The 18,405-nt window shown below is 71.8% G+C and carries 10 protein-coding genes and 1 riboswitch; of the genes, 6 read left to right on the top strand and 4 right to left on the bottom strand.

The genetic code is table 11. The features are described 5' to 3' along the window. Positions 1 to 138: 138 nt before the first annotated feature. Both ABZ924_RS34450 and ABZ924_RS34455 read right to left on the bottom strand, forming a co-directional pair. The gene (locus ABZ924_RS34450) at positions 139 to 900 is read right to left on the bottom strand and encodes a hypothetical protein (protein WP_361918949.1); all 762 of its coding nucleotides are present in this window, start codon (positions 898 to 900) and stop codon (positions 139 to 141) included. A 170-nt stretch (positions 901 to 1,070) separates the two neighbouring features. Next, on the bottom strand, positions 1,071 to 2,750 hold the full coding sequence (locus ABZ924_RS34455) for a PucR family transcriptional regulator ligand-binding domain-containing protein (RefSeq protein WP_361918952.1): 1,680 nt from the start codon (positions 2,748 to 2,750) through the stop codon (positions 1,071 to 1,073). 253 nt (positions 2,751 to 3,003) lie between these two features. Here ABZ924_RS34455 and ABZ924_RS34460 point away from each other — a divergent pair, with 253 nt between their 5' ends. From ABZ924_RS34460 to ABZ924_RS34485, 6 genes are all read left to right on the top strand, one after another. Next, positions 3,004 to 3,897: an FAD binding domain-containing protein gene (locus ABZ924_RS34460; RefSeq protein WP_361918955.1), complete on the top strand. Its 894-nt coding sequence runs from the start codon at positions 3,004 to 3,006 to the stop codon at positions 3,895 to 3,897. A gap of 2 nt (positions 3,898 to 3,899) precedes the next feature. After that, entirely contained in the window at positions 3,900 to 4,499 is a 600-nt protein-coding gene (locus tag ABZ924_RS34465) for a (2Fe-2S)-binding protein (protein WP_361918958.1), read from the top strand. A 2-nt stretch (positions 4,500 to 4,501) separates the two neighbouring features. Then, positions 4,502 to 6,901, top strand: a complete 2,400-nt coding sequence (gene pucD / locus ABZ924_RS34470; protein ID WP_361918961.1) for a xanthine dehydrogenase subunit D — start codon at positions 4,502 to 4,504, stop codon at positions 6,899 to 6,901. A gap of 357 nt (positions 6,902 to 7,258) precedes the next feature. Then, positions 7,259 to 8,722, top strand: a complete 1,464-nt coding sequence (locus ABZ924_RS34475; RefSeq protein ID WP_361918964.1) for an NCS2 family permease — start codon at positions 7,259 to 7,261, stop codon at positions 8,720 to 8,722. Between the two features lie 120 nt (positions 8,723 to 8,842). Further along, positions 8,843 to 9,994 carry an XdhC/CoxI family protein gene (locus ABZ924_RS34480; protein WP_361918967.1) on the top strand — a complete coding sequence of 384 codons (1,152 nt, stop codon included), beginning with the start codon at positions 8,843 to 8,845 and terminating at the stop codon, positions 9,992 to 9,994. 213 nt (positions 9,995 to 10,207) lie between these two features. Further along, positions 10,208 to 11,473: a YncE family protein gene (locus ABZ924_RS34485; RefSeq protein ID WP_361918969.1), complete on the top strand. Its 1,266-nt coding sequence runs from the start codon at positions 10,208 to 10,210 to the stop codon at positions 11,471 to 11,473. A 417-nt stretch (positions 11,474 to 11,890) separates the two neighbouring features. Here ABZ924_RS34485 and ABZ924_RS34490 read toward each other — a convergent pair whose 3' ends face one another. Beyond that, entirely contained in the window at positions 11,891 to 14,098 is a 2,208-nt protein-coding gene (locus tag ABZ924_RS34490; protein WP_361918971.1) for a germacradienol/geosmin synthase, read from the bottom strand. 167 nt (positions 14,099 to 14,265) lie between these two features. Continuing rightward, positions 14,266 to 17,883 carry a cobaltochelatase subunit CobN gene (gene cobN / locus ABZ924_RS34495; RefSeq protein ID WP_361918973.1) on the bottom strand — a complete coding sequence of 1,206 codons (3,618 nt, stop codon included), beginning with the start codon at positions 17,881 to 17,883 and terminating at the stop codon, positions 14,266 to 14,268. 53 nt (positions 17,884 to 17,936) lie between these two features. After that, positions 17,937 to 18,015: riboswitch (cobalamin riboswitch) on the bottom strand. Between the last annotated feature and the right edge of the window lie 390 nt (positions 18,016 to 18,405).

The raw sequence follows: 18,405 nt of genomic DNA on the forward strand, positions 1-18,405 counted from the left end.
CAGGCGGAGCCGGGTTTCTTGGGGCGCCGCCCCAAACCCCGCGCCTCAAACGCCGGCGAGGCTGGAATGGCCCGCCCCCCGCTTCGAAGGGGATGGGGGGCCCGGCTTGCGGGCCGGGGGTGGGGGCCGGGCGGAGGGTCAGGTGGCCGGGGTGGGGTGGAGGCGGTCTTCCAGCCAGGTCGGGATGCCGCCCAGGAGGTGGAACAGGCGGCGGGCCTCGGCGCGGAGGCGGCCCGCCTCCGGTTCCGGCTCCACCTCGGCCAGGGCGGCCAGCGCCGGCGCCGTGCCGATCAGGAACCCCAGCTCCTCCCGGATCCGCAGGGACTCGGCGAAGCCCTTGCGGGCCTCGGCGACCTCCCCGTCCCGCAGAGCGAGCGCGGCCAGGTGCCGCCAGGTGAAGGACAGCAGCAGCGTGTCCCCGTGGGCCGCGGCCCCCGCGTGGGCGCGCCGGTATGCGGGCCGCGCGGACTGCGGGGCGTCGCCGAGGTGCTCGGCCACCAGGCCCCGGCGGAAGTCCAGCAGCGGCCGGGTCGGGGAGCCGGGGGACAGCAGGGCCGCCGCCCGGCCGAGGGCGGAGCGCGCCTCGTCGGCCCGGTCGCGTACGCCGAGCACCGTGGCGGCGTACGCCAGCTGCCCCCGCTCGCAGGCGGCCGCGCCCCGCTCGTCGTCGTCGCCGGCCACCGCCTCCGCGACCCGCAGCGCGTCCTCCGCCTCCGCCCAGCCCTGGCCCGTGAACAGGCACCGCTCGACCAGCAGCGCGGTGCGCTGCACGGCGGCGCCGGCGTCGTCCTGGCGGGGCGTCAGCAGGGCTGCCGCGTCGGTCCAACAACCGCGCGACCGCAGCCGCCATATCGCCCGCTGGAGGGGGTCGTCTCCCCCGGTGGTTCCGGTGCCGGACATGGCGGTCTCCGCCACATTGCCCTCCCCAAAGCAACCAAGCAGCACGTCGTTGAGCCCTGGGGCGAAATGAGAGCACGGATCGGCTGCTTCGGCCAAGGGGTCGGGTGAACTCTTTCACAAAGTCCGGACGCCTCGTCAGGGCCCGCTTCGGCCCCCTTGGCCGGAACTGCTCAGCTCATGCGCAGTGCCAGGAAGAAGTCGAGCTTGTCCTCCAGGCGGGACAGGTCCCGCGCCGTCAACTGCTCGATTCGCCCGACACGGTAACGCAGCGTGTTGACGTGCAGGTGCAGCCGGGTCGCGCACCGCGTCCAGGAGCCGTCGCAGTCGAGGAACGCCTCCAGCGTCGGGATCAGCTCGGCGCGGTGGCGCCGGTCGTAGTCACGCAGCGGGTCCAGCAGGCGGGCCGTGAAGGCCCGGCGCACGTCGTCCGGGACGAACGGCAGCAGCAGGACGTGCGAGGCCAGCTCGTGGTGGCCGGCCGCGCACACCCGGCCCGGGCGCGCCGCGGCGACCCGGCGGGCGTGGCGGGCCTCCTCCAGCGCGCCGCGCAGCCCCTCGGCGGATTGCACGGCGGCGCTGACGCCCAGGGTGAGCCGGCCGTCGTCGGCCAGGCCCGCCTGCAGCGGCTCCCGTACGGCGGCGAGCAGCTCGTCGGCGTGCAGTGCGGACTCCGGGCCCCGCTCCTCCCCGGCCTCGCCGGGCGCCGCCGGCAGCGGTACGAGGGCGATGGCCTCGTCGCCGGCGTGGGCGACCGCGATCCGGTCCGAGGGCTCCGGCCCCGAGACGGACGGGTCGACCAGAATCTCCTCCAGCAGCGACTGGGCCACCGGGCCGCCGGGGATGTCCCCGCCCTCCCAGTCCACCCGGGCCACGACGACCTGCCAGTGCGGGGCGGTGCCCAGCCCGGGCAGCAGCACCGGGGCCGCGACCCGCAGGCGGGCGGCGATCTCGGCGGGCGGGGCACCCGTCTGGACCAGCTCCAGCACCTCCTGTGCCAGGCGGCGGCGCACCGTGCGGGCGGCGTCGCGCCGGTCCCGCTCCACGGCGATCAGCTGGGTGACGCCCTGGAGCAGGTCAAGCCGCTCCGCGGGCCAGTCGCTCGCGTCGGCCTCGACGGCCAGCAGCCAGTCCGACAGCACGCTTTCGCGCACGTCACGGCCGCCCGGACCGCCCGGGCCGCGCCCGGCTCCCCTGATCGGGAACAGGGAGTAGGCAATACCCTGGATGGAGATCCGGTGCGGGCCCCTGCGCCCGGTGCGGACCGCCGCGAGGTGCTCGCCGGCCAGTGCCGCACAGATGCCCGGCGCCAGGGGTTCGCCCGCTCCGGCGATCTGCCGGCCTGTGGGGGACAGCACCCAGGCACGCAGATCGAGGTCGGTGGTGAGCAGATCGAGCACGACGTCCGGCCCACCGCCCGCGGGGCCCGAGGTCATCAGGCGGCGGTGGCGGTCGACGACGGCTGCGAGGTCGCCCGCGCGCTCCCCGGAGACCTGCCTGACCACGTACTCGGTGATCGTGGCAAATGCAACGTCTTCGTTCACAGCGAACAGCGGGAGCCGGTTGCGCCGGCAGGCCGAAACGAGATCGTCCGGGATGTCTCCCAGCTCCGCCTCGCCCGCCGCGAGGCCGGCCACGCCCGCGCTCGCAAGGATTCGTACGAACGGCTCGGAGTCGGCTGAATTTCTTCGCCACGCCAGGCCAGTGAGGACGAGTTCGCCCCCGGTGAGGTATCGGCTGGGATCCCTCAGGTCGGTCGTCATGACGCCGCGGACCGTCCGGTCGAGTTCTTCCTCGCCGCCCAGCAGCCGCAGCCCCAGCGCCTCGGTTTCCAGCAGTGCGCGCAGCCGCATGGTGTCGCCGCCGATCTGTCTCGAATGTTGCCGTTGGAAATCGGGCAGGTCGTTGCATCCTGCCTTTCATACGAATCTACAAGACGAGGGAGGGCGCCAGCCAACTCCTTCATGGTTTCGGTGACTGCACCCGGGGGCGGGAGGGCTTGTGTACTGGCTCCACACCGCGTTAACAGCACGTGAACGACCAGTCGAGGGCCCTTCGGCCTCCTGGCTTGAAGTGAACGACCCGATTACAAGAAGAGAGCCGCACATGGACTTCCTTCGCCCCGCCAGCTGGGAGGAGGCACTCGCCGCCAAGGCCGAGTACCCCACAGCTGTGCCGATTGCGGGTGGCACCGACATCATGGTCGAGATCAATTTCGACCACCGCCGTCCGGAGTACCTCCTCGACCTCAACCGCATCGAACTGCTGCGGGAGTGGGAGGTAGGCGAGGAGGTCACCAAGCTCGGCGCCTCCGTCCCGTACACCCAGATCATGGAGAACCTGCGCGGCACGCTGCCGGGTCTCGCGCTCGCCTCGCACACGGTCGCGTCCCCGCAGATCCGCAACCGCGGCGGCGTCGGCGGCAACCTCGGTTGCGCCTCGCCCGCCGGTGACTCCCACCCCGCCCTCCTGGCCGCCGGCTGCGAGGTCGAGGTCGAGTCCGTCCGCGGCTCCCGCCTGATCCCGATCGACGAGTTCTACACCGGCGTCAAGCGCAACGCGCTCGCCGCCGACGAGCTGATCAAGTCGGTCCACATCAAGAACGCCACCGGCCCCCAGCAGTACTCGAAGGTCGGCACCCGCAACGCGATGGTCATCGCGGTCTGCGGCTTCGGCCTCGCCCTGCACCCCGACACCCGCACCGTGCGTACGGGCATCGGTTCCGCCGCCCCGACCCCGGTCCGGGCGAAGGCCGCCGAGGAGTTCCTGAACGCCGCGCTCGAAGAGGGCGGCTTCTGGGACAACGGCAAGGTCATCACCCCGTCGATCGCCAAGCAGTTCGGTGAGCTCGCCTCCGGCGCGTGCAACCCGATCGACGACGTCCGTGGCACGGCGAAGTACCGCCGTCACGCGGTCGGCATCCTGGCTCGCCGCCAGCTCGTCTGGACGTGGGAGCAGTACCGCGGCACGAACGGCCGCTCGCTTGAAGGGGCTGCGTAACCATGCGCGTCAATTTCACTGTCAACGGTCGTCCGCAGGAAGCCGACGACGTCTGGGAGGGCGAGTCCCTCCTCTACGTCCTGCGTGAGCGCCTGGGCCTGCCGGGCTCGAAGAACGCCTGCGAGCAGGGCGAGTGCGGTTCCTGCACCGTCCGCCTCGACGGCGTGCCGGTCTGCTCCTGTCTGGTGGCCGCCGGCCAGGTCGAGGGCCGCGACGTCGTGACCGTCGAGGGCCTGGCCGACTTCGCCAAGCAGCGCGAGGAGCACGGCCACTCCTGCGGTACCGGCGCGTGCGGCGGCGCCAAGGGCGTCTCCACCGACGAGGCCAAGCAGTGGTCCGCCAAGGGCACCGACTCCCAGACCGGCGAGGGCGTGGAGCTCTCCAACATCCAGCAGGCGTTCATCGACGCCGGCGCGGTCCAGTGCGGTTTCTGCACCCCGGGTCTGCTGGTCCAGGCCGACGCGCTGCTCGAGAGCAACCCGTCCCCGTCCGACCAGGACATCCGTGAGGCCCTGTCCGGCAACCTCTGCCGCTGCACGGGCTACGAGAAGATCCTCGACGCGGTCCGCCTGGCGGCCGCCCGCCAGGGAGAGGCGGTCTGACCATGGCCAACACCCGCACCGCGCCCTCCGGTACGCCGACCAACGTCACCCAGAAGCACACCAAGGGCGGCATCGGCGAGTCCACGCTCCGCCCGGACGGCACCCTGAAGGTCACCGGCGAGTTCGCGTACTCCTCCGACATGTGGCACGAGGACATGCTGTGGGGCCAGACCCTGCGCAGCCCGATCGCCCACGCCGAGATCGAGAACATCGACATCTCCGAGGCGCTGGCCATGCCCGGCGTCTACTCCGTCCTCACCTACGCGGACCTGCCCGCGGAGATGAAGAACTACGGCCTGGAGATCCAGGACACCCCCGTCCTGGCCAACGGCCGCGTACGCCACCACGGTGAGCCGATCGCCCTCGTGGCGGCCGACCACCCGGAGACCGCGCGCCGCGCCGCCGCCAAGATCAAGATCGACTTCAAGGAGCTCCCGCTCGTCACCGACGAGGCCTCCGCCCTCGCCGAGGACGCGATCCTGATCCACCCGGGCCGCGACGACCACCACTCGGGCCACGTCCCGCACCAGAACATCGTGCACCGCCAGCCGATCATCCGCGGCGATGCGGACGAGGCCGCCAAGCGGGCCGACGTCATCGTCACCGGCGAGTACACCTTCGGCATGCAGGACCAGGCCTTCCTCGGCCCGGAGTCCGGCCTGGCCGTACCCGGCGAGGACGGCGGCGTCGACCTCTACGTCGCCACCCAGTGGCTGCACTCGGACCTCAAGCAGATCGCCCCCGTCCTCGGCCTGCCCGAGGAGAAGGTCCGCATGACGCTGTCCGGCGTCGGCGGTGCCTTCGGCGGCCGCGAGGACATCTCGATGCAGATCCACGCGTGCCTGCTGGCCCTCGCGACCAACAAGCCGGTCAAGATGGTCTACAACCGGTTCGAGTCCTTCTTCGGCCACGTGCACCGCCACCCGGCGAAGCTCTGGTACGAGCACGGCGCCACCAAGGACGGCAAGATCACGCACATGAAGTGCCGGATCGTGCTCGACGGCGGCGCCTACGCCTCCGCCTCCCCGGCCGTCGTCGGCAACGCGTCCTCCCTCTCGGTGGGCCCGTACGTCATCGACGACGTGGACATCGAGGCCATCGCCCTCTACACGAACAACCCGCCCTGCGGCGCCATGCGCGGCTTCGGCGCCGTCCAGGCCTGCTTCGCGTACGAGGCCCAGATGGACAAGCTCGCGGCGAAGCTGGGCATGGACCCGGTCGAGTTCCGCCAGCTCAACGCCATGGAGCAGGGCACGATCATGCCCACCGGCCAGGTCGTGGACTCCCCGGCGCCCGTCGCCGAGCTGCTGCGCCGGGTCAAGGAGCGCCCGCTTCCGCCGGAGCGCCAGTGGGAGACCGCCGGCGAGGCCGCGGACCTGCGCGCCCTGCCGGGCGGCCTGTCCAACACCACGCACGGCGAGGGCGTCGTCCGCGGCGTCGGCTACGCGGTCGGCATCAAGAACGTCGGCTTCTCCGAGGGCTTCGACGACTACTCCACCGCCCGCGTGCGCCTGGAGGTCATCAACGGCGAGCCCGTCGCGATGGTCCACACGGCCATGGCGGAGGTCGGCCAGGGCGGTGTCACCGTCCACGCCCAGATCGCCCGTACGGAGCTCGGCGTCACCCAGGTGACCATCCACCCGGCCGACACCCAGGTCGGCTCCGCCGGTTCGACGTCCGCCTCGCGGCAGACGTACATGACCGGTGGCGCGGTGAAGAACACCTGTGAGGCCGTGCGCGAGGCGCTGCTGGAGATGGGCCGCCGCAAGAACGGCTCCTACCACCCGGCGTGGGCCCACGCGGAGCTCCTCCTCGAGGGCGGCAAGGTCGTCACCGACGGCGGCGAGGTCCTCGCGGACATCGCCGACATCCTCGAGGACGAGGCCATCGACCTCGAGCTCGAGTTCCGCCACCGCCCGACCGTCGCGTTCGACCTGGTCACCGGCCAGGGCGACGGCCACGTCCAGTACACCTTCGCCGCGCACCGCGCGGTCGTCGAGGTGGACACCGAGCTCGGCCTGGTCAAGGTCGTCGAGCTGGCGACCGCCCAGGACGTGGGCAAGGCGCTCAACATGCTCTCCGTGGTCGGCCAGATCCAGGGTGGTACCACCCAGGGCCTCGGCGTGGCGGTCATGGAGGAGATCATCGTGGACCCGAAGACCGCGAAGGTGCGCAACCCCTCCTTCACGGACTACCTGATCCCGACCATCCTCGACACCCCGACCATCCCGGTCGACGTCCTGGAGCTCGCCGACCCGAACGCGCCGTACGGTCTGCGCGGTCTCGGCGAGGCCCCGACCCTGTCGTCCACCCCGGCCGTCCTCGCGGCGATCCGGCAGGCGACCGGTCTGGAGCTCAACAAGACGCCGATCCGTCCGGAAGCCCTCACCGGCACCCTCTAGGACGGCGTCCTCCGGGGGCCGCACGGCGGCCCCCGGACACCGGACTCTCCGGGCGGTGTGATACCGGAACGTCACACTTTCAGCCACACCGCCCGGAGCTCGAAGTCCGGGGCACGGACACCGCACCGCTCGCGGTCCGTCCCCCCGGCAGTACCCCAACAGCAGGACCGGCGGCACCGTTACCCCGGCGCAGTCATCAGTACCGCAGAACCCCCGCAGTACCCGCAGTACACGCAGTAAGCAATTCGCGTCGCCTCGGGCCGTCACCCCGGGTCGTGCAGCCGAACGGCATTTCCCAAATCCCGCGATCCCCAATCTTCATGCGGGTGCCCCTTTGAACCTTGGGAGTTAGGCACCATGACCCAGTCGTCTGTGGAGCCCAAGACCACCGCGGAGGAGGCCGGCGACGGCTCTCGTACCCCCGCCGGGCGTTCTTGGCTCGACCGGTACTTTCACATCACCCATAGAGGGTCGAACATCGGCAATGAGATTCGTGGCGGCGTCACGACCTTCATGGCGATGGCGTACATCCTCCTGCTCAACCCGCTGATCCTCTCCGGCAAGGACGTCGCCGGGGACACCATGAGCCAGAAGGCTCTGATCACGGCCACCGCCTTCGCCGCCGCCCTGACCACGCTGCTCATGGGCTTCATCGGCAAGGTCCCGCTCGTGCTCGCCGCCGGACTCTCCGTCTCCGGCGTGATCTCCTCGCAGGTCGCCCCGCAGATGACCTGGCCGCAGGCCATGGGCATGTGCGTCATGTACGGCGTCGTGATCTGTCTCCTGGTCGTCACCGGCCTCCGTGAGATGATCATGAACGCGATCCCGCTCGCGCTCAAGCACGCGATCACCATGGGCATCGGCATGTTCGTCGCCCTGATCGGTCTCGTGAAGGCCGGCTTCGTCGGCAAGGGCTCCGAGTTCGGTCCCCCGGTCCAGCTCGGTTCCATCGGCGAGCTCGCCGGCTGGCCCGTCCTGATCTTCTGCGTCACCCTGCTCACCATCTTCATGCTGCAGGCCCGCAAGATTCCCGGCGCCATCCTGATCGGCATCGTCGGCGGCACCATCCTCGCCGCCATCCTGAACGCCGTCGCGGACATCGACCCCAAGGCCTGGCGCAACGGCGCCCCGGTCCTCGAGGGCTCGGCCGTCTCGATGCCCGACTTCTCGCTCTTCGGCAAGGTCGAGTTCGGCGGCTGGGGCGACGTCGGCGTCATGACCGTCGGCATGATCGTCTTCACCCTGGTGCTGGCCGGCTTCTTCGACGCGATGGCCACCATCATCGGCGTCGGCACCGAGGCCAAGCTCGCCGACGACAAGGGCCGCATGCCGGGCCTGTCCAAGGCCCTGTTCATCGACGGTGCCGGCGGTGCCATCGGCGGTCTGACCGGCGGCTCCGGCCAGACGGTCTTCGTCGAGTCCGCCACCGGCGTGGGCGAGGGCGCCCGCACGGGCCTCGCCTCCGTCGTCAGCGGCCTGCTCTTCGCCGCCTGCCTCTTCTTCACCCCGATCACGCAGATCGTCCCGGGTGAGGTCGCCTCCGCGGCGCTGGTGGTCATCGGCGCGATGATGATGCAGAACGCCCGCCACGTGGACTGGGCCGACAGCGCCACCGCCATCCCGGTCTTCCTGACCGTGGTGATCATGCCCTTCACGTACTCGATCACGCCGGGCGTTGCCGCCGGTGTCCTCTCGTACGTGGCCATCAAGATCGCTCAGGGCAAGGCCCGCGAGATCGGCGCCTTCATGTGGGTGCTGACCGGGGTCTTCCTGATCTTCTTCGCCCTCCACCCGATCGAGGCGTGGCTCGGGGTGAAGTGAGCCGGGCAGCATGATCGACCGCAGGCGTGACCGTCCGTTACGGTCCGTGATCGCCTGCGACCGGTACCTGACCCTCCACGCATCCGATACTGGAATCCGAACCTCTCCGAGGAGGCCGCAATGCTGGACATCGCCGAAGAACTGAACCGGTGGGTCGAGCAGGGACGTGATTTCGCAGTCGCCACCGTCGTGGCGGTCGGCGGGAGCGCACCCCGGCAGCCAGGAGCCGCGCTAGCCGTCGACAGCGAGGGCACGGCCATCGGTTCGGTCTCCGGCGGATGCGTGGAGGGCGCAGTGTACGAGCTGTGCCGGCAGGCGCTGGAGGACGGCGAGACCGTCCAGGAGCGCTTCGGCTACAGCGACGACGACGCCTTCGCCGTGGGTCTGACCTGCGGCGGCATCATCGACATCCTCGTCACCCCGGTCCACGCCGACTCCCCGGCCCGGGAGGTGTTCGAGGCCGCACTGGCCGCGGCCGCCCGCGGCGAGGCGGCCGCCGTGGCCCGGATCGCGGAGGGCCCGGCCGAGCTCAAGGGCCGTGCCGTGCTCGTCCGCGGCGAAGGCGGCTTCGAGGGCGGCTTCGGCGGCCACCCCGAGCTCGACCGGAGCATCGCCGAGGAGGCCCGCGCCATGCTCGACGCCGGCAAGACCGGTGTCCTGGAGATCGGCGCGGACGGCCGGCTCTGCGGAGAGCCGCTGAAGGTGCTGGTCGAGTCCAGCGTCCCGCCGCCGCGGATGATCGTCTTCGGGGCGATCGACTTCGCCTCCGCCCTGGTGCGGATCGGCAAGTTCCTCGGCTACCACGTGACGCTGTGCGACGCGAGGCCCGTTTTCGCGACGAAGAACCGTTTCCCCGAGGCGGACGAGATCGTCGTCGACTGGCCGCACCGCTACCTGGAGACCACCGAGGTGGACGGCCGGACCGTCCTGTGCGTGCTGACCCACGATGCCAAGTTCGACGTCCCGCTCCTCGAACTGGCCCTGAGGCTCCCCGTCGCGTACGTCGGCGCCATGGGCTCGCGCCGCACCCACGAGGACCGCAACCGGCGGCTGCGCGAGGTCGGCGTGAGCGAGCTCGAACTCGCCCGCCTGCGCTCCCCGATCGGCCTCGACCTCGGCGCCCGCTCCCCGGAGGAGACCGCACTGTCCATCGCCGCCGAGATCGTCGCCAACCGCCGCGGCGGCTCGGGCGCGGCCCTGACCGGCGCGCACATCCCGATCCACCCCGACACCTCGAACACGGTGATCGGCAGGATCGGCTCGGTGGCTTGAAGAGGGCAGTAGCGAGGGCGTAGCAAGGGACGTCGCAACCGACGCCGTGACGGACGTCGCAACCGACGCCGTGAGGGACGTCGCAACCGACGCCGTGAGGGACGCCGTGAGGGACGTCGTGGAAAAGGGCGCAGCCGTGAGGCTTGCGCCCTTTCGTCATTCCCCCTATTTTACCGGCCGGTAACAGCGCCTGTCCGTAACGGAGTTGAGCGGATGTCCCGGACCGCGACCGCACGCACCCCCGTCCGCACGCTGCTCGCCGTGTGCGCGCTGGCCGCGGCCACCCTCGCGGCGGGCCCGGCGCCCGGCCCGGCGGCGCCCGCCCCTGCGACTGCCCTGCAGGAGGTGCTGTTCGTCGGCAACAACTGGGAGGGCACCGCCGACGTGCTGGCCTCCACGGGGAACATGGAGCGGCTCGGCCGGATCAACATGGTCCCCGACAAGGAGGAGCGGCTCAGGGAGATCTACCTCAACCCCGTCAGACTCGGCTACTTCCTCGGGATCCGGGCCACCGCCGGCGAGGGCCACGACCAGTTCGTCGACGACATGTACACCACCCCGGACGGCTCCGCCGTGGTCGCCTCCCGGCCCAGCTTCGCCGACGTGGTCTCCATCGACGTCCGGACCGGGCGGGTCAACTGGCGCTTCCCGGTCGCCGGCTACCGCTCCGACCACATGGCGGTCTCGCCGGACGGCACCCGCGTCGCGGTCTCCGCGTCCACCGCCAACACCGTGCACGTCCTGGACATCGCGACCGGCCGCCAGGTCGGCTCCTTCCCGACGGGGGACAAGCCGCACGAGAACACGTTCAGCCGGGACGGGCGCTACCTGTGGAACAGCTCGATCGGGGACGTCACCTCCGCGCTGGACGCGCCCTGGCTGGACTGGACGAAGGGCGACCGCAAGATCACCGTGGTGGACGCGCAGACCTTCCGGACGGTCCGGGTGATCGACATGCGGGAGCGGCTGGACGCGGCCGGGCGCTCGGACCTCTCGGATGCGGTGCGGCCGATGTCGTTCAGCCCGGACGAGTCGAAGCTGTACTTCCAGGTGTCGTTCTTCAACGGCTTCGTGGAGTACGACGTGGCCGCCGACCGGGTGACCCGGATCAAGACGCTGCCGCAGAACCCGGCCACCAGTGCGGACCGGACCACCTGGGTCAACGACTCCCGCCACCACGGGATGTCCATGAGCCCGGACGGCTCGCGGCTGTGCGTCGCCGGAACGATGGACGGCTACGCGACGGTCGTGGACCGCTCGACCCTGGCCGAAGGCCCCCTGGTCCCGGCGGACAAGCCGTACTGGGCCACGGTCAACGGGGACGGCACCGCGTGCGTGATCTCGGAGAGCGGGGCCGACCGGGTCACCGCGATCGATTTCGCCACGGGGGCGAGGCGGGTCTCCGTCCCGGTGGGCGACCACCCCCAACGCGTCCGCCTGGCCCACGTCCCCCGGCCCTGGACGCCGCCGGCCCCCTGACACCTTCGAAGCCGGGTTGCCCGGGGCTCCGCCCCGGACCCCGCGCCTCAATCGCCGGCGAGGCTGAAGTTGCCGACCCTCGGCTGCGAGAGGGGGCGGCAAGGCACACGCTCCACCTGGGCTCTGCCGCCGCCTGTGGCCGGGGCCGACCAGCCCCCGCCGCCCGCCTTCGCGGCCGGGGTCCGGCAAAATCCAGCCTCGCCGGCGTTTGAGGCGCGGGGGTTGGGGCGGAGCCCCGAGAAACCCGGCTCCGCCGGGCACCGGGCTCTGCCCGGACCCTCCCCCAGACTCCGTCCGGGGGGACCCCCACTCAAACGCCGGCCGGGCTGGATGTGCTGGACCCCCGGCTTCGAAAGCGGGCGTGGCTGAAGTTGCCCCCGCTTCGGAGGCGGTGGCCTGGCCCGGGAGAGGGCGGCGTCAGGGGAAGAGGGTGAGGCGGGCCGGGGACATGCCGGGGGTGAGGCCCGTGGGCCTCGGGTGGAGGTCTTCGTCGCGGTAGCGGCGGGTGTTGCGGTGCCAGTGCAGGAGGCCCGCCATCCAGTCCTCCAGTTCGCGTACGTACGCGGCCAGGCCGGCACGTGCCCCGGCGCTCAGGCCGCGGTCCTCGTACAGCACCGGCAGTTGGTGGTCCCTGATGTGCTCGAACTCCCGCGTGCGCTGTTCCAGGAGGTCCGAGACGATCCGGAACGACTGCTCGTAGGGGATGCCGAAGAAGTTGCTCGTCACCGCCAGGTAGTTGTGGAACTGGCCCTCGACCTCGGTCTCCTTCTGGTACGAGAAGAGGTCGTTCGTGAGGGACCCGATGTCGGCGGCCGAGCTCACCAGCGAGCGCATCACTCCGTCCCGGTGGATCTCCGGCGGGACACCGTCGTCCTCGTGGCCGAGCCGGAGCAGGTACATCATCACGTGGGCGCCGAGGGTGTGGCGCCGCATGTCCGCGTAGTCCACCGGGTCGGGGATCCGGTTCACCGTGCTGTTGTCGACCTCCCAGACCCAGCCCTCCAGCATGTGGACGAGGTGGGTGCGCAGCTGGTCCCGTGAAGGCACGGGCATGTCGGCCACCGTTCTGGCCCACAGGTCCTTCAGGCTGCGCTCCATGACGGTGACCGGCTCGCGTGCCTCCTCCGGACGGACCGGGATCATGCCGATCAGCCGGTCGGTCGCGGTCCGGGCGGCGGCCGGGGCCTTCGGGGAGTCGAACACCTTGGCGTAGTAGTCGTCGGCGTACGTCCCCCACGCCATCCACTGCGCGCTGCGGTCCAGCCGCTCCGGCGTGGCGTCGGGGTCCATGCCGGCGGAGAACAGCGCCAGGTCGAACCCGATCAGCTTGGCCTCGGTCCAGATGTCGGAGCCCGGATCGCCGGGCTGCGGCCGCAGCAGCCCCATGTCCCGGCACCAGCGGACCAGTTCGCGGCGGGCCCGGTCCAGGTGCGGGTTGAGCGTGAGCGGGAACGGCATGTGGAAGTCGGGCAGCAGCGAGGGGCCCGTCTTCTCGAACGGCACGTGCGTGAACGAGCGCCGGCGCAGCTCCACGGAGCGGGGGGTGAACACCGAACGCCAGTTGACGGCGGCGGTGCCGAGCCCGCTCGGCATGAACGGCAGCGTGCGGGGTGCACGGTCGGCGGCCGTGCCCCGCGCGCCCTGGTTCATGTAGCGGCTGGAGACCAGGTGCCACTCGTGGCCGCCGGACTGCCAGTCCTGCAGCCCCTTGGCGTACGCGAGCACGGCGGCCACCTCGTCGGGGCGCAGGCCCTGCTGCGCGGCCATCGCCGGCACCTCGGCGAGGGCCGTGTGCTCGAACTGCTGGAGCCGCGAGGTCAGCAGGTCGTTCGACAGGTCGGCGGCCTCCTGGGTGGTGCAGCCGAGGAAGGTCTCCAACACCAGGACGACGTTGGACAGTTCGCCCTCCTGCTCCACCTCGCGCTGGTACGAGAAGAGGTCGTTGCGGATGTGCACCGCGTCGGAGAAGGAGTCGCGCAGCACCTGCAGCGGGCGCGTGTGCGCGACCCGGGCCGGGACCTCGGCTGTCGCGTACTCGACCAGCCCGGCGGACCAGGGGGCGCCGCCGACCTTGCGGCGCATCTCGATGTACTCCAGCGGGTTGGCCACCCGGCCGATGTCGATGTTGTGGAGCTCCCACATGGACTCGTTGAGGAGGTTCCGGGTCGACTCGGAGAATCGTTCCCGCCAGTCCATCGACATCGCCGGCACGGTCCGCGCCCACAGGTCCTTCAGCCCGGCCTCGACCGGGTTGGCCGGCTCGGGGAAGCCGTCGGCGAGGTCCATCGGCATGAATGCGGCCAGCCCGTCGAGGTACCTGCGCGCGCCCTCGCGGTCCTGGGTCCGCTTGTAGACCTCCAGGAAGTGGTCGTCGAAGAAGAAGACCCACACGTACCAGTCGGTGATCAGGTCCAGCGCGTCGCCGTCGCAGTCGGGGTGCGTGTACGAGCACAGCAGTGCGTAGTCGTGCCCGTCCAGGTCCTCCTGCTCCCAGACGCCGGAGCCCTCCAGCATCCCGAAGGAGCGGGCCCACTGCCGGGTGTGCGCCCGGGCTGCCTCCAGGTGGGGGTTCCGTCGCGCCGGATGGGGCACGTAGAAATCCGGCAGGTCAAACGGCTGGGTCACGGCGGGTCGGGCCTTTCCGTCCGAAGGTGCGGGAGGCTCGTTTCTGCAAGCCTCCCGCACGAGATCAGCACGGCCCTGCCCCCGGATCTCCCGCTACGGGGGAGAGTTCACCGCATCAGGTGATGTACGGGTCGGTCCTGACGGGCGGGTCACTCCTGACGGGCGGGTCAGTCCCCGTCGGCCTCCAGGTTGCCCTCGGTGTCCAGGTAGACCTGGCGCAGGGCCTCCAGGACCTGCGGGTCCGGCTTCTCCCACATGCCGCGGGACTCGGCCTCCAGCAGTCGCTCGGCGATGCCGTGCAGGGCCCAGGGGTTGGCCTCCTCCAGGAAGGCGCGGTTCTCCGGGTCCAGGACGTAGGCTTCCGTCAGCTTGTCGTACATCCAGTCCGCCACCACGCCCGTCGTGGCGTCGTACCCGAACAGGTAGTCCACGGTCGCCGCCAGCTCGAAGGCGCCCTTGTAGCCGTGGCGGCGCATCGCCTCGATCCACTTCGGGTTCACCACGCGGGCGCGGAAGACGCGGCTGGTCTCCTCCACCAGGGTGCGGGTCTTGACCGTCTCCGGGCGGGTGGAGTCGCCGATGTACGCTTCCGGGGCCGTGCCCCGCAGCGCGCGCACCGTCGCCACCATGCCGCCGTGGTACTGGAAGTAGTCGTCCGAGTCGGCGATGTCGTGCTCGCGGGTGTCGGTGTTCTTCGCCGCCACCGTGATGCGCTTGTACGCCGACTCCATCTCGGCCCGCGCCGGACGGCCCTCCAGTCCGCGGCCGTACGCGTACCCGCCCCACACCGTGTAGACCTCCGCGAGGTCGGCGTCGGTGCGCCAGTCGCGGGAGTCGATCAGCTGCAGGATGCCCGCACCGTACGTGCCCGGGCGCGAGCCGAAGATGCGGGTCGTCGCCCGCCGCTCGTCGCCGTGCTCGGCCAGGTCCGCCTGGGCGTGGGCCCGGACGAAGTTCTGCTCCGCCGGCTCGTCCAGCCCGGCCACCAGCCGTACCGCGTCGTCCAGCAGGCCGATCACGTGCGGGAAGGCGTCCCGGAAGAAGCCCGAGATGCGCAGGGTGACGTCGATGCGCGGACGGCCCAGCTCGTCGAGCGGGACCGCCTCCAGGCCCGTGACGCGGCGCGAGGCCTCGTCCCACACCGGGCGGACGCCCAGCAGGGCCAGGGCTTCGGCGACGTCGTCGCCCGCCGTGCGCATCGCGCTCGTGCCCCACAGCGACAGGCCCACCGACGCCGGCCACTCGCCGTTGTCGGTGCGGTAGCGGGTCAGCAGCGAGTCGGCCAGCGCCTGGCCGGTCTCCCACGCCAGGCGGGAGGGGACGGCCTTGGGGTCCACCGAGTAGAAGTTGCGGCCCGTCGGCAGCACGTTGACCAGCCCGCGCAGCGGGGAGCCGGAGGGCCCAGCCGGGACGAACTTGCCGTCCAGGGCGTCCACGACGTGCGCGATCTCGTCCGTCGTGCCGGCCAGGCGCGGAACGACCTCGCGGGCCGCGAAGTCCAGTACGGCCGCCACCTCCGCCGGGTGTCCGGCGGCGACGGACGCCACCGCGGCCGGGTCCCAGCCCGCGTCCTCCATCGCCTGCACCAGCGCCCGCGCCGTGTCCTCGGCCTCGTCGGCGGAGGTACGGGTGGCCGCGGACTCGTCCAGGCCGAGCGCCTCGCGCAGGCCGGGCAGGGCCGTCGTACCGCCCCAGATCTGGCGGGCGCGCAGGATCGCCAGCACCAGGTTCACGCGGGCCGCGCCGGTCGGGGCGCCGCCGAGCACGTGCAGGCCGTCGCGGATCTGGGCGTCCTTGACCTCGCACAGCCAGCCGTCGACGTGCAGCAGGAAGTCGTCGAAGCCGTCGTCGTCCGGGCGCTCCTCGAGCCCCAGGTCGTGGTCGAGCTTCGCGGCCTGGATCAGGGTCCAGATCTGCGCGCGGATCGCCGGCAGCTTCGCCGGGTCCATCGCGGAGATCTGCGCGTACTCGTCGAGGTGCTGCTCCAGGCGCGCGATGTCGCCGTACGACTCCGCGCGCGCCATCGGCGGCACCAGGTGGTCGACGAGCGTGGCGTGGACGCGGCGCTTGGCCTGGGTGCCCTCGCCCGGGTCGTTGACCAGGAACGGGTAGATCAGGGGCAGGTCGCCGAGCGCGGCGTCCGGCGCGCAGGCCGCGGACAGGCCCGCGTTCTTGCCGGGCAGCCACTCCAGGTTGCCGTGCTTGCCCAGGTGGATCATCGCGTCGGCGCCGAAGCCGCCGTCCTCGGCCGCGGCCTGGATCCACCGGTACGCGGCCAGGTAGTGGTGCGACGGAGGCAGGTCCGGGTCGTGGTAGATCGCGATCGGGTTCTCGCCGAAGCCGCGCGGCGGCTGGATGAGGACGAGCAGGTTCCCGCGGCGCAGGGCCGCCAGCACGATGTCGCCCTCGGGGTTGGCCGAGCGGTCCACGAACATGCTGCCGGGGGCCTCGCCCCAGTGCTCCTCGACCTGCTCGCGCAGCTGGGCCGGGAGTTCGGCGTACCAGCGCTTGTAGTCGGCGGCCGGGATGCGGACCGGGTTGCGGGCGAGCTGCTCCTCGGTCAGCCAGTCCTGGTCGTGGCCGCCGGCCTCGATCAGGGCGCGGATCAGCTCGTCGCCGTCGCCCGAGACCAGGCCCGGGATCTCCTCGGCGGGCCCGAAGTCGTAGCCGGCGTCGATGAGGGTGCGCAGCAGCTCGACGGCGCTGGCCGGGGTGTCCAGGCCCACCGCGTTGCCGATGCGGGAGTGCTTGGTCGGGTACGCGGAGAGCACCAGGGCGAGCTTCTTGTCGCCGCGGGCGATGTGCCGCAGCCGGGCGTGGCGGACGGCGATCCCGGCGACGCGGGCGGCCCGCTCGGGGTCGGCCACGTACGCGGGCAGGCCGTCCTCGTCGAACTCCTTGAAGGAGAACGGGACGGTGATCAGGCGGCCGTCGAACTCGGGCACGGCGACCTGCGTGGCCGCGTCCAGCGGGGACAGGCCCTCGTTGTTCTCCTCCCAGGCGCTGCGCGAGCCGGTCAGGCACAGGGCCTGCAGCACCGGCACGCCGAGCGCGGCGAGCGCGCCCGCGTCCCAGGACTCGTCGTCGCCGCCCGCGGAGGCGGTCGCGGGACGGGTGCCGCCCGCCGCGAGCACGGTGGTGACCACCGCGTCCGCCCCCTCCAGTTCGCGCAGCAGCTCCGGCTCCGGGGTGCGCAGCGAGGACACGTACAGCGGCATGGGCACGGCGCCGGCCGTCTCGATCGCATCGCACAGGGCGTGTACGAAGGCGGTGTTGCCGCTCATCTGGTGGGCGCGGTAGTAGAGCACGGCGATGCGGGGGGCGTCGGCGGGCGCGTCCACGGTCGGGCGCTCCAGGGCGCCCCAGGTCGGCGCGGCGGCGGGCGGCTCGAAGCCGTGGCCGGTGAGCAGCACGGTGTCGGACAGGAACCGGGCCAGGTGGTCCAGGTTGGCCGGGCCGCCGTGCGCGAGGTAGGCGTGCGCCTCGGCCGCGATGCCGATGGGGACGGTGGAGGCCTCCATCAGCTGGGCGTCGGGGGCCTGTTCGCCGGTCAGGACGACCACCGGCCGGGTCTGATCGGGCGCCAGCAGCAGGTCCAGGCCGTCCTGCCAGGCCCGCAGGCCGCCGAGGAGGCGGACGACGACGAGGTCGACGCCGTCGAGGAGGCCCGGGAGGTCGTCGAGGGGAAGGCGGGAGGGGTTCGCGAACCGGTACGGTACGGGGCCGTCTCCGGCGGCGCGGGCGCTGAGCAGATCGGTGTCGGACGTCGACAGCAGCAGGATCATGCGGCGGCAGGCCTTCCTCGGGGTTTCCGCGCCCCGGGCAGTGAGGACGGCGGGAGTTCCTGACTCACCCGGCGGATCGCTCTGCCGGGCTCACAGTGGCGGGACCGCGCCGGATTCGCACCGGGCTTCCTCCCATGTCGCCGTCCTCGGCGATGAGCGGGCCGAGTGGCACGCCGGGCCTCATCTTAGGTGCCCTTTTCCCTGGCCGGGAGGTGGGGTGGGCCGCACCCGCCCGCGCGCCGGAGCCGCCGCCCGGCGCATCCAGCCCCCTCCCGCCCCGGAAGCCGGTGCCCGGCAACTCCGCCCCCACCCGACTTCCGCACCCGGTGCCCGGCAACTCCGCCCCACCCGACTTTCGAACCCGAGGTCCGGCGCATCCAGCCCCGCCCGGCTTTCGAACCCGGGGTCCGGCGCATCCAGCCCCGCCCGGCTTTCGAAGCCGGGGTCCGGCACATCCAGCCTCGCCGGCGTTTGAGTGGGGGTCCCCCCGGACGGAGTCTGGGGGAGGGTCCGGGCGGAGCC

This window comes from Streptomyces sp. NPDC046876 (assembly GCF_040645035.1).
Lineage (GTDB): Bacteria > Actinomycetota > Actinomycetes > Streptomycetales > Streptomycetaceae > Streptomyces.